This is a genomic window from Achromobacter sp. 2789STDY5608615, assembly GCF_001298995.1.
Taxonomy (GTDB): domain Bacteria; phylum Pseudomonadota; class Gammaproteobacteria; order Burkholderiales; family Burkholderiaceae_B; genus Achromobacter; species Achromobacter insuavis.
Genome location: NZ_CYTY01000009.1, coordinates 19,779 through 34,188, shown reverse-complemented (window position 1 = coordinate 34,188; position 14,410 = coordinate 19,779). Strand labels below are relative to the sequence as shown.

Sequence of the window (14,410 nt, the reverse complement as noted above, 5' to 3'; positions counted from 1 at the left end):
GGCCCGGCACGCTGGCCGCCGTCATCTTCATCGCCGGCTGCCCGTGGCGCTGCCACTACTGCCACAACCCCGAATTGCAGACGCGCAACGCGCGCTACGACTGGCGCGACGTGCGCGCCTTCCTCGACAACCGCCAGGGCCTGCTGGACGGCGTGGTGTTCTCGGGCGGCGAACCGCTGAGCGAGCCGCGCCTGCCGTCGATGATCCGCGAGGCGCGGCGCATGGGATACCGCATCGGCCTGCACACCGCCGGCATCTATCCGCTGCGGCTGGCCGACGTGCTGCGCTACCTGGACTGGGTCGGCCTAGACATCAAGGCCGACGCGCAGGGCTATGACGACATCACCGGCCGCCGCGATTCGCACCGTCCGGCGCAGGCCTGCCTGACGCAGTTGCTGACCGCCGGCGTGGATTTCGAATGCCGCATCACCTGGCATCCCGACTGGCTCGACGAGACCCGGCTGCTGGGCCTGGCGCGCGAACTGGCGCGGCGCGGCGTCAAGCGCTTCGCGGTGCAAGGCGCGCGCAGCTGCCCCAGCACCCCGCCGGCGCGGCTGCTGGGCACCCAGGCGCAGGCCCTGCTGCGCGGCTGGTTCGAGGAATTCGCCTACCGCTGAGCGCTGGCGCGGCCCAGGCGCGCCGCCAGCGCGGCGTGAAAGCGCGGCGACGCCACCGCGCCCACATTGCAGCGCGACCAGGGCGAGGCCGCCGTCGGGTCGACGCTGAACACGCGGCCCGGCGCCATGATGACCTTCTCCGGCATCAGGTCCTCGGCCAGCGCCAGCGAATTGTCGATGCCGGGAAACGCCGCCCACAGATAGAGCGAACTGGTGGGCCGCGTGTAGACCGCGGCGCCCAGCGAATCCAGCACCCGCAGCGCGTCGCCGGTGGCCGCTTCCAGCCGCTGGCGCAGGCGCACCAGGTGGCGCTCGTAGTGGCCGTCGCGCAGCATCACGTCGACCATGCGCTCGCAGTATTCCGAACTGCTGACGTGCACCAGCGCCTTCAGGTCCGCCAGGTCGCTGGCCAGGCCCGCGCCGCAGGCGATGAAGCCGACCCGCAGCGCCGCCGAGAACGATTTCGAGAAACTGCCGATGTAGACCGTGCGTTCCAGCTGGTCCAGCGCCGACAGCCGCACCGCCGAGGTCGGCTTGAAGTCGGCCAGCGGGTCGTTCTCCACCACGATCAGGTTGTAGCGCTCGGACAGCTGCAGCAGCTTGTAGGCCTTGGCCGGCGAAATGTCCGAACCGGTCGGATTGTGGGCCAGCGACTGGGTGAAAAAGAGGCGCGGCTTCTCGCGCTGCAGCAACGCCTCCAGCGCGACCAGGTCGGGGCCGTCCGACAGGCGCGGCACGCCCAGCATGCGCACGCCGGCCAGCTTGAGCTTGCCGAACAGCGGGTAATAGCCGGGATCGTCCACCAGCGCCGCCGCGCCCGGCGGCAGGAAGTAGCGGATCACCAGGTCCATGGCCTCGTTGGCGCCGTGCGTCAGCACCAGCTGCGACGGCGCCGCGCTGATGCCGACGTCGCCCAGCTTGCGCACCAGGCTCTCGCGCAGCGGCGCGTAGCCGAAGCGGCTGCCATAGCGGAACAGCGTGCCCAGGCCGGTGCGCACCACCTTCTGGTGATAGCGGTCCATGCGCATGTCGGCCAGCCATTCGACCGGCGGGAAGCCGTCGCCGGCGGCGATGGCGTCTGGCTGGGTCTTGAGCTGCTCGCGCATCAGCCAGACGATGTCCATGGCGCGGCTCAACTGGCCCGGTTCCTCATCGGCGGCGCGCTGCGCCGGACCGGTGTCGAGCACGTAGAAGCCCGAGCCGCGGCGCGGCTCCACCAGCCCGCGCGCCACCAGCATCTCGAACGCCACCACCACGGTGTTCTTGGCGTAGCGATGCAATTGCGCCAGCTCGCGCAGCGAGGGCAATTTATCGCCCGGGCGGTAGACGCCCTCGGCGATCTGGCGCCCGATCAGGCGCGCCAGGCTTTCGGCGATGGGCGCGGCGCGCGGGGCGCGGCCCAGGGAATTGTCGGCGTCCACGGCGTGGTTTCCAGCGGGAAAAAGTCGAAAATTGGTGCAGTGCGATGGTACTGTTCGTCCAAACTGTACCTCTGAATGCCGGTACAGTTTACCTAGAATCTGGCCACCCAATTCTTAGATTTTCCGATGGAGACACATGCCATGGTGGCCGATTCACGCCTGCCCAACTTCCGCGCCCTCACCCCCGCCCAACGCCTCGCCGCCATCGCCGACGCGGCCGGCCTGACGCCCGAGGAACGCCAGCAACTGGCCGAGCCGGGCGCGCTCGGCCTGGACCGCGCCGACGGCATGATCGAGAACGTCATCGGCGCCTTCGAGCTGCCGCTGGGCGTGGCCGGCAACTTCCAGGTCAATGGCCGCGACGTGCTGGTGCCGATGGCGGTGGAAGAACCGTCGGTGGTGGCGGCGGCCTCGTTCATGGCCAAGCTGGCGCGCGAGAACGGCGGCTTCGAGACCTCCAGCACCCGGCCGCTGATGCGCGCCCAGGTGCAGGTGCTGGGCCTGACCGATCCGCACGGCGCGCGCGTCGCCCTGCTGCGCGAACGCGAGCGCATCGTCAAGCTGGCCAACAGCCGCGACCAGGTGCTGATCGGCCTGGGCGGCGGCTGCCAGGACATCGAGGCGCACGTGTTCGCCGACACGCTGCGCGGCCCGATGCTGGTGCTGCACCTGATCGTCGACGTGCGCGACGCCATGGGCGCCAACACCGTCAACACCATGGCCGAGGCCGTGGCGCCGCTGGTCGAGGAGATCACCGGCGGCACGGTGCGGCTGCGCATCCTGTCGAACTTGGCCGACCTGCGCCTGTCGCGGGCCCGCGTGCGCCTGACGCCGCAGACCCTCGACACCAGGGACCGCAGCGGCGCCGAGATCATCGAGGGCGTGCTGGACGCCTACGTGTTCGCCGCCACCGACCCGTACCGCGCCGCCACCCACAACAAGGGCATCATGAACGGCATCGACCCGGTCATCGTCGCCACCAGCAACGACTGGCGCGCGGTCGAGGCCGGCGCCCATGCCTACGCCTGCCGCGACGGCCGCTACACCTCGCTGACCCATTGGGAAAAGGACGCCAGCGGCGCCCTGGTCGGCACGCTGGAAATGCCGATGCCGGTGGGCCTGGTCGGCGGCGCCACCAAGACCCATCCGCTGGCGCGGCTGGCGCTCAAGATCATGGCGGTGCGCTCGGCCCAGGAGCTGGGCGAGATCGCCGTGGCCGTGGGCCTGGCGCAGAACCTGGGCGCGCTGCGGGCGCTGGCCACCGAGGGCATCCAGCGCGGCCACATGGCGCTGCACGCGCGCAACATCGCGCTGACCGTGGGCGCGGTGGGCGCCGAGATCGACCAGCTGGCCCGCCGCATGGCCGAGGAAAAGGACGTGCGCGCCGACCGCGCGCTGGCGCTGCTGGAGGAACTGCGGAAACCGGCCTGACGGCGCGGCACGGCCGGCGCACGCACGCCGGCCGCACAAGAACAGAGGCGGCGCCGGGAACCTCCCGCGCCGCCCGTCCATCAAGGAGACAGACATGGAAAGAGACAGCAAGGCGTCCGCCGGACGCCTGGCCGAAGTATGGAACGACACGGTCGACCTGCGCCACCTGGCGTGGGCCATCGCCATCGGCATCGTCATCAGCGTGGCCGGCTTCTACGCCGCCAGCGGCTGGCTGCGCGACAAGGTCGCCTCGCCCGAGCTGGCGCACGCCTACGCCATGCTGGCCGGCCTGGGCGGCTGCGTGCTGGCGGGCGTGATCTGCGCCCGCCTGTTCCCGCCCAAGCGCGAAGTGGTCGAGCACAGCGCCTCGCACGATCCGGCCTGGCGCGCCGAGGTGCTGGCCGAACTGGCCGCGCAACCGGGCGGCCTGGGCACGCTGGCGGACCTGCCGCCGGCGGTGGTCAAGGAACTGAAGGAACTGGACCTGTACGAGCTGTTCGCCGCGCCCGCCGCGGCGCAGGCGCCGCAGGCCCAACCGCGCAACGTGCGTGAAGAGGTGCCGGCATGAGCGATCCCGTGTTGCTTGAACAGATCATGGTGGCCGCCGGCATGGGCCTCCTGGGCGCGGTGGTGTTCGCCGCCATCGGCCTGGTGTCCGGCACCGACGAGACCACCACGCTGGCGCCGCTGACGCTGCTGGTGGTGCTGCTGGGCGTGCCGCCCGCCGGCGTCTTCACCTTCTTCCTGGCCGGCGCGGTGGCCAAGCACATGACCCACGCGGTGCCGACGGCGCTGCTGGGCATCCCCGGCGACACGCTGGCCACGCCGCTGCTGCAGGACGCCAACATGCTGCGCAAGCTGGGCGTGCCGCACATCGCGCTGCGCAAGATGGTGTCGGGCGCCATCGTCGCCGCCTTCGTGGCGGTGCCGCTGGCGGTGCTGTTCGCCGTGCTGCTGGCGCCGTTCGGCGGCGCCATCACCAAGTCGGCGCCGTGGATCTTCCTGGCCGCGGCGGTGCTGATCGCCTACTTCTCGGCCGGCCGCTGGGCCGCGGTGGCGCTGCTGGTGCCGTTCGTGGTGGTGATCGTGGCGCTGCAGAGCCTGACCGCCAAGTATGGCGTCAAGCTCAGCATCAGCTACTTCCTGGGCATCGCCATCGGCCCGCTGATCGCGGACCTGTTCACCGTGATCGCGCCGCAGGGCCGCGCGAAAATGATGCGCGACAAGGTGCGCACGTTCTCGCTGGCGCCGGACGTCAAGGGCTGGTCGGGCTACTTCCCCAACCCGCTCAAGGTGATGGACCGCATCCAGACCCGCTGGACCCTGGCCACCGCCACCATCTCCAGCGCCACCTTCGTGTTCAGCCCGGTGGCGATGACGGTGGTGCTGGGCGAACTGGTGGGCTCGCGCGTCAAGCATGCCTATCACCGCCTGACCACGGTGCTGAGCGCGCGCAACGGCGTCACCGAGGCGACCTACATCGCCGAGGCCCTGATCCCGCTGATCGCCTTCGGCCTGCCGCTCAGCCCGGTGGCCGCCGGCCCGGCCGCGCCGCTGTTCAACGCGCCGCCGCGCTTCACGGTGGACGCGGCCAGCGGTGAAACGCACAACCTGCACAACCTGCTGAACCACTGGGAGTTCCTGGGCTACGGCATGCTGGCGGTGCTGCTGGCGGCGATCGTGTCGTATCCGTTCGCCATGAACTTCGCGCGCCGCGCCGCGCTGTTCGTGTCGCGCAAGGTCAGCCACGAGGCCATCATCGCCACCTTCGTCGGCCTGATCATCGTGATCAGCGTGTGGGAAGGCCAGTTCCTGGGCCTGCTGGTGATCCTGACCATGGGCCTGTTCGGCGGCCTGCTGTCGCGCCTGTTCGGCTTCAACACCGGCGTGCAGTTCATGGGCTACTACACTGCCGTGCTGACGGTGCCGGCGCTGGTCAAGCTGGTGGCATAAAAGGAAGCGCCAGCGAAAAGGGGCGGAGCCGGCGTGCTCCGCCCCTTTTTTTCTTTCGCGGCGGCCGCGGCCAGGCGCAGCGCCTTCATCTCCCCTGCTTTCCCCCGCCCGCTTGATTCCGCGCAAGGCGGCGCGTCATGCCTTGCTCTAGCCTCGGAGCCACTGTTCCCAATAAAGGCTCTCATTTCATGACGTGGTTCAAATCCCTCACTCTCGCCGGACGCGAATTGCTGCCCATCGTCCAGGGCGGCATGGGCGTCGGCGTTTCCGCCCATCGCCTGGCCGGCGCGGTCGCCAGCCAGAACGCGGTCGGCACCATCGCCAGTGTGGACTTGCGCCATCACCATCCCGACCTGATCGAGCAGACCGAGGACTGCCGCGACCGTGAACAGATCGACAGCGCCAACCGCGTCGCCCTGGACCGCGAAGTGCGTGCCGCGCTCGACACCGCGCAGGGCCGCGGCGTGGTCGCGGTGAACGTCATGAAGGCGGTGCGCGACCACCCCGCCCTGGTGCGCCAGGCCTGCGAAAGCGGCGCCCAGGCCATCGTCATGGGCGCCGGCCTGCCACTGGACCTGCCCGACATGACCGCCGACTACCCCAAGGTCGCCCTGGTCCCCATCCTGTCGGAAGCGCGCGGCGTGGCCGCCGTGCTGAAGAAGTGGATGAAGAAAGGCCGCATGGCCGACGCCGTGGTCATCGAACACCCTGGCTACGCCGGCGGCCACCTGGGCGCCGCGCGCCTGGACGACATCCACGACGAGCGTTTCGACTTCAAGCGCGTGCTGGCCGAATGCCGCCAGCTGTTCCAGGACCTGCAACTGGGCCGCGACGCCCCGCGCCTGATCGTGGCCGGCGGCGTCGGCAGCCATGAACAGGTGCGCCATTGGCTCGGCAACGGCGCCGACGGCGTGCAGGTGGGCACGGCCTTCGCCGTGACCCAGGAAGGCGACGCGCACGAGAACTTCAAGCGCGTGCTGATGGAAGCCGACCCCGACAAGCTGGCCGAATTCACCAGCGTGGCCGGCCTGCCGGCGCGCGCCGTGCCGACGCCGTGGCTGACCCGCTACCTGCGCCAGGAAAAGACCCTGCAGGACAGCACCCGCTGCGACGCGCGCCGTTGCAGCCAGCGCATGGACTGCCTGACGCAATGCGGCCTGCGCGACGGCATCGCGCGCTTCGGCCAGTTCTGCATCGACCTGAAGCTGGCCGCCGCCATGCGCGGCGAAGTCAGCCGCGGCCTGTTCTTCCGCGGCGCATCGAAGCTGCCGTTCGGCGACGCCATGCGCAGCGTGCGCGAACTGATGGACTATCTGCTGAACGGGCGGATGCCGACGGCGGCCTGATCGCGCCCTGGCCCGCCGTCCGGCGCGGGCGGCAGCAAACCGCCTACGGCGCCGCCGGCAGGTCGAATTCGAACACCGCGCCCGGCTCGGGCCGCTGCACCAGACGGATATCGCTGTGGTGCAGCTGCAGGATGCGGTGCACGATCACCAGCCCCAGGCCGCCGCCATCGCGCGGGCCGTTGGCCAGCACCGAGGCGCGGGTAAACAGGCCCGCCCGCAACGCCTCGGGAATGCCGGCGCCGTTGTCGCTGACCCGCACCTGCACGCCGCCGCGCGCCTGCTCCAGGCTCAGCTCGATGCGGCCGCCCGGCGCGCTGTGGCGGATGGCGTTGTCCAGCAGGTTGGTCAGCACCCGCTCGATCATGCCCAGGTCGGCGCGCACCGGCGGCAGTTCCTGGTCAATCGCCGTGGTCAGCCGCTGCTGGCGCGCCTCGGCGGCCAGCTCGAATTTCTGGATCACGTCCTGCGCCAGTTCGGGCAGCGAGAAGGTCTCCGGCTCCAGCCGCACCAGCCCGGATTCCAGCCGCGCCAGCTCGAACAATTCCTGCGCCAGCCGGCCGACCTTGCGGCTCTGCGCCAGCGCGATGTCCAGATAGCGGCGGCGCTCGGCCGCGCCCAGCGTTTCGTCCTTGAGCCGCAGCGTTTCCAGATAGCCGTGCAGCGAGGTCAGCGGCGTGCGCAGGTCGTGCGAGATGTTCGCCACCAGGTCGCGCCGCTGTTGATCCTGGCGCGTCAGCTCGCGCCATTGCTCGGAGATGCGCCGGCCCATCTGCACGAAGCTGCGGCGCAGCAGCGAGATCTCGTCGCCGCTGGCGTCGGTGGCGTCGACCGGCTTTTCCAGCGCCGCCAGCGCGCGGCCGTCGTCGTCGCCGAAGGCCCGCACCGCGCGCGTCAGCCCGCGCAGCGGCCGCGTGATCAGGCCGAACGCCGCCAGGCTCGCCACCAGGCCCAGCAGGGCCACCAGCGCGATCGACCACAAGGTGGTGCGCAGCACCGCGCTGCGCGACGCCGCCATGGCCAGCGCGTCGTGCGCCTCGCCCTGCAGCACCACGTAGACGTAACCTTCGTCGCGCCCGGCCACCCGCACCGGCGCGGCCGAGAACACCTTGGCGGTATCCAGGTGGCGCGGATCGTCGCCCTCGATCGGCAGCGCCCCGCCCGCCAGGAAGCGGCGCACCGGCGCCAGGTCGACCCGCTCGCGCTTGATCTGGCCGGGCGAGGCGGCGTCGCCGACGATGCGGCCGTCGTTGTCCAGCAGATAGACCTCGACCGCCGGATTCACCATCATCAGCATCGAGAACAGCGAGCGCACCGCGTCCGGCTTCCAGCCGTTGGCGTCCATCAGCTCGTTGGTGCCGGCGATGTGCTGCGCCAGGCCGCTGGACAGCCGCTGCACCACTTCCTGCTCGTAGCGCAGGTTGGCCGAGATCTGCAGCCAGGCCGAGGCGCCGCAGCAGGCCAGCAGCAGCATGGCGAACACGGCCGACAGGCGCTGGGTCAGGGTCAGGCGCTTCATGATGCGGACTCCGCCGGCGCGCCGGGTTCGGCCGCGAACTTGTAGCCGCGGCCCCAGACCGTCAGGATGCGCTGCGGATTGGACGGATCGGCCTCGATCTTGGTGCGCAGCCGGTTGATGTGGGTGTTGACCGTGTGCTCGTAGCCTTCGTGCTGGTAGCCCCAGACCTGGTTCAGCAGGTCGAGCCGCGAGAACACCTTGTCCGGGTTGCGGGCGAAGAAATGCAGCAGGTCGAACTCGCGCGGCGTCAGTTCCAGCCGGCGGTCGTCGACCGAGGCGGTGCGGGCGATCGGGTCGATGGCCACGCCGTGCTGGCGCAGGCTGCCGGCGTCGATGCGGGCGTTGCGCTCCAGCGCCTCGGTGCGGCGCAGCAGCGCCCGCACCCGCGCCACCAGCTCCAGCATCGAGAACGGCTTGGCCAGGTAGTCGTCGGCGCCCAGTTCCAGGCCGAGGATGCGGTGCACCTCGCTGGAGCGGGCGCTGGTGATGATGATGGGGGTGTAGCGCGTCATGGCGCGGGCGCGCTTGCAGATCTCCAGGCCGTCGATGCCGGGCAGCATCAGGTCCAGCACCAGGGCGTCCCAGCCGCCCTCTTCCAGCCGGCGCATGCCTTCGTTGCCGTCGGCCGCGTGCTCGACCGCATAGCCTTCGTCCCGCAGGTGCAGGCGCAGCAATTCTGCGATGTGGGCGTCGTCTTCGACGATCAGGACGCGGCGAGGCGTATCCATAGGGGCTCGGTCAGGGGTGGAAATCGGGGTAAGCCGACCGCCAGCGGCCGGCAACGCCGGGCGCGGGCGATCCGCCCCCGGCAGCGCTATTGTCGCCAATCCATGGCCGGCGAGTTATCACATTTATTTTAAGTTTGCGTGAGGACTTCGATATCGGCCCCGGGGAAGAATGGCTCCAACGACAACAACCGCCTCCCCGAGGAGCCCCGCCATGATGGCCACGCCCGCCACCCCAGACGCCCCCGCCGCCCCGGCGCCCGACAGCCGCGGCCCGGTCCATCCCGGCTGGCTGCGCATCGTGCATTGGCTCAATGCGCCGGCCGTGGTCATTATGGTGACCAGCGGCTGGCGCGTCTACAACGCCGCGCCGTTCTTCGACTTCACCTTTCCCAACGGCGCCACCCTAGGCGGCTGGCTCGGCGGCGCGCTGCAATGGCACTTCGCCGGCATGTGGCTGCTGCTGGTCAACGGCCTGCTCTACCTGGGGCTGAACCTGACCACCGGCCGCCTGTGGCGCAAGTTCTTCCCGGTCGGCCCGCGCGGCGTCGCCCGCGACCTGGCCGCCGCCCTGCGCGGCAAGCTGTCGCACGCCGACCCGCGCCACTACAACCAGGTGCAGCGGCTGGCCTACCTGTTCGTCATCGCCGACATCACGGTGCTGGTCCTGTCGGGCCTGGTGCTGTGGAAGTCGGTGCAGTTCGACACGCTGCGCACGCTGCTGGGCGGCTATGAATTCGCGCGCCGCATCCATTTCTTCGCCATGGCGCTGCTGGTGGCGTTCGTGGCGGTCCACCTGGTCATGGTGGCGCTGGTGCCGCGCAGCCTGATCGCCATGATCCGCGGCAAATAAGGAGCCTCACGTGAGCGCAAAACGACGCCTGTCGCTGCTGGGCCTGGACGGCCCCGCCATCCTGAAGGAAGCCGTGAAGATCCTGGACAAGCGGGTCGAGGCCCCCTCGCGCCGCGCCTTCCTGCGCAGCAGCCTGACGCTGGGCGGGCTGGCGATGCTGTCCGGCTGCACCCTGTCCGACGACGAAAACGTCGAAAAGGCGCTGACCGCGGTGTCGCGCTTCAACGACCGCGTGCAGGGCTGGATCTTCGACCCGAACAAGCTGGCCCCGACCTACCCGGAATCCATGATCACCCGCCCGTTCCCGTTCAATGCCTACTACGGTATCGACGAGGTGCGGCAGGTCGAGGAAGAGAGTTTCCGGCTGGAAGTCACCGGCATGGTGGCCGACAAGCGCCGCTGGCGGCTGGACGAGCTGCGCGCCATGGCGCAGATCGACCAGGTCACGCGCCACATCTGCGTCGAGGGCTGGAGCGCCATCGGCAAGTGGGGCGGCGTGCCGTTCTCGACCTTTCTGAAGCGCGTGGGCGCCGACCTGACCGCGAAATACGTGGGCTTCAAGTGCGCCGACGACTACTACACCAGCATCGACATGCCCACCGCATTGCACCCGCAGACGATCCTGGCGCTGACCTACGACGGCAAGACCCTGCCGCCGGAGTACGGCTTCCCGATGAAGCTGCGGATGCCCACCAAGCTTGGCTACAAGAACCCCAAGCACATCCAGGCGATTTTCGTCACCAACACCTACCCGGGCGGTTACTGGGAGGACCAGGGCTACAACTGGTTCGGCGGCAGCTAGGTGGCTTTTCCCCTTCCCACCACGACACACCAGAGGAACGCATCATGAAGACACTCACCACCGCCGCATTCTCGCTTTGCCTGGCCTTTGGTGCGGTCGCCGCGCACGCGGCCGACGACATGTCCAAGGACGGCATGTCGAAGGACGGCATGGCCAAGAGCAGCATGTCGAAGGATGGCATGTCCAAGGATGGCATGGCGAAAGACGGCATGGCCAAGGACGGCATGTCGAAGGATGGCATGTCCAAGGATGGCATGGCGAAAGACGGCATGGCCAAGGACGGCATGTCGAAGAACTCCATGTCCAAGGACGCCATGTCGCACGACGGCATGAAGAAGGACGGCATGGCCAAGGATGGCATGTCGAAGGACGGCATGTCGAAAGACGGCATGTCCAAGGGCGGCTCCATGAGCAAGGACAGCATGGGCAAGTAAGCCCGCCGTTCAACGGCCCGCTGGCGCCGCCCCGGCCGCGCCGCGGGCGGCCCCTTCCAACAGGAGTTTCCGATGAGACTGACACGCAGGCATTTCCTCGGCGCGGGCGGCGCCTTCGCGGCCGCCGCCGGCCTGGCCCCGCTGCTGGCCGGTCGCGGCGCGCGCGCCGCCCAGCCGCGGCCGGCCTATCCCTACATGCTGACCGACGCGCAGTGGCGCGCCAAGCTCAGCGCCGCGCAATACGACGTGCTGCGCCGCGAAGGCACCGAACGGCCCTACACCAGCCCGCTCAACGACGAACACCGCGCCGGCACCTTCGCCTGCGCCGGCTGCGCCCAGAAGCTGTTCGCGTCGACCACCAAGTTCGACAGCGGCACCGGCTGGCCCAGCTTCTGGCAGCCGCTGGAACACGCCGTCGACACGCTCGAAGACCGCAGCTTCGGCATGACCCGCACCGCCGTCAATTGCAGCAATTGCGGCGGCCACCTGGGCCACGTCTTCGATGACGGCCCGCGCCCGACCGGACTGCGCTACTGCATGAACGGCGTGGCCATGAGTTTCACCCCGCAGGCCTGATTGCGGCCCGCGTATTTTTTTCCGAGGATTGCGCATCATGCCCCTTCGTCCCCTCTCCCGCGCCCGCCAGGCCGCGCTGGCCGCCGCCGGCGCCCTGTTCGCCCTCGGCACGGCCAGCGCCGCCGAGACCGCTTTCATCATTCCGCCGCCCGCGCTCGACGCGGCGGTCGGCGCGCCACAGGAAAAGGCCGTGATCGCCGGCGGCTGCTTCTGGGGCGTGCAGGCGGTGTTCCAGCACGTCAAGGGCGTCACCTCGGCGGTTTCCGGCTACGCCGGCGGCCAGGCCTCCACCGCCGACTACGACACCGTCAGCGGCGGCCGCAGCGGCCACGCCGAATCGGTGGAAATCACCTACGACCCCAGGCAGGTCAGCTATGGCCAGCTGCTGCAGATCTATTTCTCGGTGGCGCACGACCCGACCCAGCTCAACCGCCAGGGTCCGGACAGCGGCACGCAGTACCGCTCGACGGTGTTCCCGGCCAATGACGACCAGCGCAAGGTGGCCGAGGCCTACATCGCCCAACTGAACAAGTCCGGCGTCTACCCCAAGGCGCTGGCGACCACGGTCGAGCCGCTCAAGGGCTTCTACCCGGCCGAGGGCTATCACCAGGACTACCTGGTGCGGCACCCGTACAGCATGTACATCATGGTGAACGACGCGCCCAAGGTCGAGAACCTGGCCAAGACCTTCCCGGCGACGTATCGCGACAAGCCGGTGCTGGTGAATCCGTAGACAGCGGGTGAATTCGCAGGCGGCTGGCGGACAGGGCTGTCGTTGGAGGCCGTCGGCGGGGCTTGCCGCGCCGGCGGCCGCACCACGCGCGGCCGCCGTTGCCGTTGCACGCCATGCAGCCGAGGACGCGCTGTCGCGATGGTCGTAAAAACGCGCGTCTTGACGTTTTTCCTCGGCGCCTCGATAAGCAGGATAAATAATCAAAACCGCGCCGATTCTTAAAATCGAAAATCAGCATTTATCGTGCCTGACAGATAATATCGAATGTATCAATTCACGCCATATTGATAATATGGACCGTATCCAAAACCCCAATAAAAACAATTGGTTGGTATCCGAAATGCGAAAATCCGGCGTCCCGGATGGTATCTTTCAGGCAGTTTTTTAATTTGCAAAAAAGCGGGTATAAATTGCGTCCTTTTTCCACCGCCCACTCCAATCCATACAGAATATTTCAGCAAACGGAAACACGATTTCCGCTGGCGATTCTGCATGGCATCCGGACCGTGGGCCGAGACAAAAAGGACCCCAGTCTTGAAATACGGCACCCACAAGTGGCTGACGGCCACGGTCGCATTGAGTACCTCCTGCGGCGCCGCGATGGCCGCCGACCTGACGGTGGCGCCCGGCAACACGCAGGTGTTCGACGGCTCGGCCGCCTTCCCCGGCGGCGTTGACGTCAACGGCGGCACCCTGGTGGTCGGCGGCAACGGCGGCGGCGCCGGCGTCACCCTCACCGGCAACGTCAACGCGGCCGCCAACGGCACCGTCTCGGGCTTCGGCGCCATCAACGGCAACCTCAACGTAACGGGCGCGCGCGTCGCCCCCGGTTACCCCGTCGGCACGCCGACCGGCGTGTCCAACGGCAACCTCGTCGTCCGGGGCGACCTGTCGATGAACAACGCCGTGTTCGATTTCGAGACCGGCTACGCCGGCCTGCCCATCACGCAGCCCGGCACCGGCGACAACATCACGGTCGGCGGCAACGTCGCGCTGAACAACACGACCCTGAACGTGTCGGTCAACACCCTGGGCACCAACGCCGGCTACTACCGCATCCTGTCGTACGGCGGCACCCTGAGCGGCAACGGCCTGACGCTGGGCGCCGTCACCGGCGACTCGCAGCCCGCGGCGACCATCCAGTCGCTGACCGGCGACAAGCAGATCAACCTCATCCTCGGCCCGAGCACCACCAACCTGTGGAACGGCAACGGCGCGGCGTCCGCCACGCGCGCCGGCGGCGGCAACGGCACCTGGAGCGCCGCCAGCGGCAACTGGAACAGCCCCACCAACGCCACCGGCGCCCTGCCCGACGGTGGCTATGCCATCTTCACCGGCGCGGCCGGCACGGTCACCGTCGATGGCGGCGCCGGCCCGGTGCGCGTCTCGGGCATCCAGTTCGCCACCGACCGCTACACCGTGCAGGGCGCGCCCATCACCCTGGTCGGCAGCGGCGGCAACCCGCCGGCCCTGGTGGTCGGCGACGGCACCTACGCCTCGGGCCAATTCGTCGACACCATCCACAACTCGCTGCAGGGCACGCAGGGCTTCGTCAAGACCGGCCCGGGATCGCTGATCCTGACCGGCGACAGCAGCGGGCTGAGCGGCCCCATCCTGATCGCCGACGGCGCGCTGGAAATCGACGGCAAGTTGAACGGCCCGGTCGATATCGGCCGCGAAGTCGTGCTGGCCGGCGTCGGCCAGCTGGGCACCACCACGCTCTACCCCACCGCCGTGATCTCCCCGGGCAACGACGGCTCGCCCATCGGCACGCTGACGATCAACGGCAACCTGACCTTCGGCGCCGACACCGTCTATCGCGTGCACGCCGATCCGGCCAGCAGCGCCAGCGATCGCATCCACGTCACCGGCGTGGCCGTGCTGGACGGCACGGTGGCGCACGTCGGCCCCGCCGGCAACTACGCGCCGCGCACCACCTACAACATCCTGACGGCCGACGGCGGCATCCAGGGCCGCTTCACCGGCGCCTCCAGCGCCTACGC

At 69.2% G+C, this 14,410-nt stretch carries 14 protein-coding genes; 11 read left to right on the top strand and 3 right to left on the bottom strand.

Translation table 11 applies throughout. The annotated features are described in order from the left end of the window. The coding region (locus AOZ49_RS09895) for an anaerobic ribonucleoside-triphosphate reductase activating protein (protein WP_082380381.1) at positions 1–617 on the top strand (617 nt) is incomplete at its 5' end. Here AOZ49_RS09895 and AOZ49_RS09890 read toward each other — a convergent pair. Beyond that, entirely contained in the window at positions 608–2,038 is a 1,431-nt protein-coding gene (locus tag AOZ49_RS09890; protein WP_082380380.1) for an aminotransferase-like domain-containing protein, read from the bottom strand. The genes AOZ49_RS09895 and AOZ49_RS09890 overlap by 10 nt on opposite strands. Positions 2,039–2,179: 141 nt before the next feature. Between AOZ49_RS09890 and AOZ49_RS09885 the strand changes: the two genes are divergently transcribed. The 4 genes from AOZ49_RS09885 to AOZ49_RS09870 all read left to right on the top strand — a co-directional run bounded on the left by AOZ49_RS09885 (position 2,180) and on the right by AOZ49_RS09870 (position 6,768). After that, positions 2,180–3,469, top strand: a complete 1,290-nt coding sequence (locus AOZ49_RS09885; RefSeq protein WP_054475012.1) for a hydroxymethylglutaryl-CoA reductase, degradative — start codon at positions 2,180–2,182, stop codon at positions 3,467–3,469. Between the two features lie 94 nt (positions 3,470–3,563). Then, positions 3,564–4,037 (top strand): hypothetical protein, encoded by a 474-nt coding sequence (locus AOZ49_RS09880; RefSeq protein ID WP_054430619.1) that lies wholly within the window; start codon positions 3,564–3,566, stop codon positions 4,035–4,037. Beyond that, complete coding sequence (locus AOZ49_RS09875) at positions 4,034–5,422, top strand: tripartite tricarboxylate transporter permease (RefSeq protein ID WP_049074076.1); 1,389 nt, start codon at positions 4,034–4,036, stop codon at positions 5,420–5,422. Before AOZ49_RS09880 ends, AOZ49_RS09875 begins: the two co-directional genes overlap by 4 nt. A 188-nt stretch (positions 5,423–5,610) precedes the next feature. After that, on the top strand, positions 5,611–6,768 hold the full coding sequence (locus AOZ49_RS09870; protein ID WP_054430620.1) for an NAD(P)H-dependent flavin oxidoreductase: 1,158 nt from the start codon (positions 5,611–5,613) through the stop codon (positions 6,766–6,768). Between the two features lie 43 nt (positions 6,769–6,811). Here the strand turns inward: AOZ49_RS09870 and AOZ49_RS09865 are convergent, their stop codons facing one another. Together AOZ49_RS09865 and AOZ49_RS09860 are read right to left on the bottom strand one after the other, a co-directional pair. After that, positions 6,812–8,284: a sensor histidine kinase gene (locus AOZ49_RS09865; RefSeq protein ID WP_054475011.1), complete on the bottom strand. Its 1,473-nt coding sequence runs from the start codon at positions 8,282–8,284 to the stop codon at positions 6,812–6,814. Continuing rightward, the gene (locus tag AOZ49_RS09860) at positions 8,281–9,012 is read right to left on the bottom strand and encodes a response regulator transcription factor (RefSeq protein WP_054430622.1); all 732 of its coding nucleotides are present in this window, start codon (positions 9,010–9,012) and stop codon (positions 8,281–8,283) included. The genes AOZ49_RS09865 and AOZ49_RS09860 overlap by 4 nt, the downstream gene beginning before the upstream one ends. 211 nt (positions 9,013–9,223) lie before the next feature. Here AOZ49_RS09860 and AOZ49_RS09855 point away from each other — a divergent pair, with 211 nt between their 5' ends. The 6 genes from AOZ49_RS09855 to AOZ49_RS09830 form a co-directional block, all read left to right on the top strand. After that, complete coding sequence (locus AOZ49_RS09855; RefSeq protein WP_054475009.1) at positions 9,224–9,862, top strand: cytochrome b/b6 domain-containing protein; 639 nt, start codon at positions 9,224–9,226, stop codon at positions 9,860–9,862. A 10-nt stretch (positions 9,863–9,872) separates the two neighbouring features. Then, positions 9,873–10,664 carry a molybdopterin-dependent oxidoreductase gene (locus AOZ49_RS09850; RefSeq protein ID WP_054475008.1) on the top strand — a complete coding sequence of 264 codons (792 nt, stop codon included), beginning with the start codon at positions 9,873–9,875 and terminating at the stop codon, positions 10,662–10,664. Between the two features lie 44 nt (positions 10,665–10,708). After that, positions 10,709–11,098: a pentapeptide MXKDX repeat protein gene (locus tag AOZ49_RS09845; RefSeq protein WP_054475006.1), complete on the top strand. Its 390-nt coding sequence runs from the start codon at positions 10,709–10,711 to the stop codon at positions 11,096–11,098. A gap of 72 nt (positions 11,099–11,170) precedes the next feature. Then, the gene (gene msrB, locus AOZ49_RS09840) at positions 11,171–11,674 is read left to right on the top strand and encodes a peptide-methionine (R)-S-oxide reductase MsrB (protein ID WP_054475004.1); all 504 of its coding nucleotides are present in this window, start codon (positions 11,171–11,173) and stop codon (positions 11,672–11,674) included. Positions 11,675–11,711: 37 nt separating this feature from the next. Beyond that, complete coding sequence (gene msrA / locus AOZ49_RS09835; RefSeq protein WP_054460948.1) at positions 11,712–12,407, top strand: peptide-methionine (S)-S-oxide reductase MsrA; 696 nt, start codon at positions 11,712–11,714, stop codon at positions 12,405–12,407. Positions 12,408–12,941: 534 nt separating this feature from the next. Continuing rightward, a partial coding sequence (locus AOZ49_RS09830; RefSeq protein WP_156355627.1) for an autotransporter outer membrane beta-barrel domain-containing protein occupies positions 12,942–14,410 on the top strand: 1,469 nt, incomplete at its 3' end.

Bases quoted from the DNA above. Each gene is read 5' to 3' on its own strand.
- AOZ49_RS09885 (WP_054475012.1), top strand. From the start codon at position 2,180: ATGGTGGCCGATTCACGCCTGCCCAACTTCCGCGCCCTCACCCCCGCC.
- AOZ49_RS09865 (WP_054475011.1), bottom strand. From the start codon at position 8,284: ATGAAGCGCCTGACCCTGACCCAGCGCCTGTCGGCCGTGTTCGCCATG.
- AOZ49_RS09860 (WP_054430622.1), bottom strand. From the start codon at position 9,012: ATGGATACGCCTCGCCGCGTCCTGATCGTCGAAGACGACGCCCACATC.
- msrB (WP_054475004.1), top strand. From the start codon at position 11,171: ATGAGACTGACACGCAGGCATTTCCTCGGCGCGGGCGGCGCCTTCGCG.
- AOZ49_RS09870 (WP_054430620.1), top strand. From the start codon at position 5,611: ATGACGTGGTTCAAATCCCTCACTCTCGCCGGACGCGAATTGCTGCCC.
- AOZ49_RS09845 (WP_054475006.1), top strand. From the start codon at position 10,709: ATGAAGACACTCACCACCGCCGCATTCTCGCTTTGCCTGGCCTTTGGT.
- AOZ49_RS09875 (WP_049074076.1), top strand. From the start codon at position 4,034: ATGAGCGATCCCGTGTTGCTTGAACAGATCATGGTGGCCGCCGGCATG.
- AOZ49_RS09855 (WP_054475009.1), top strand. From the start codon at position 9,224: ATGATGGCCACGCCCGCCACCCCAGACGCCCCCGCCGCCCCGGCGCCC.
- AOZ49_RS09880 (WP_054430619.1), top strand. From the start codon at position 3,564: ATGGAAAGAGACAGCAAGGCGTCCGCCGGACGCCTGGCCGAAGTATGG.
- msrA (WP_054460948.1), top strand. From the start codon at position 11,712: ATGCCCCTTCGTCCCCTCTCCCGCGCCCGCCAGGCCGCGCTGGCCGCC.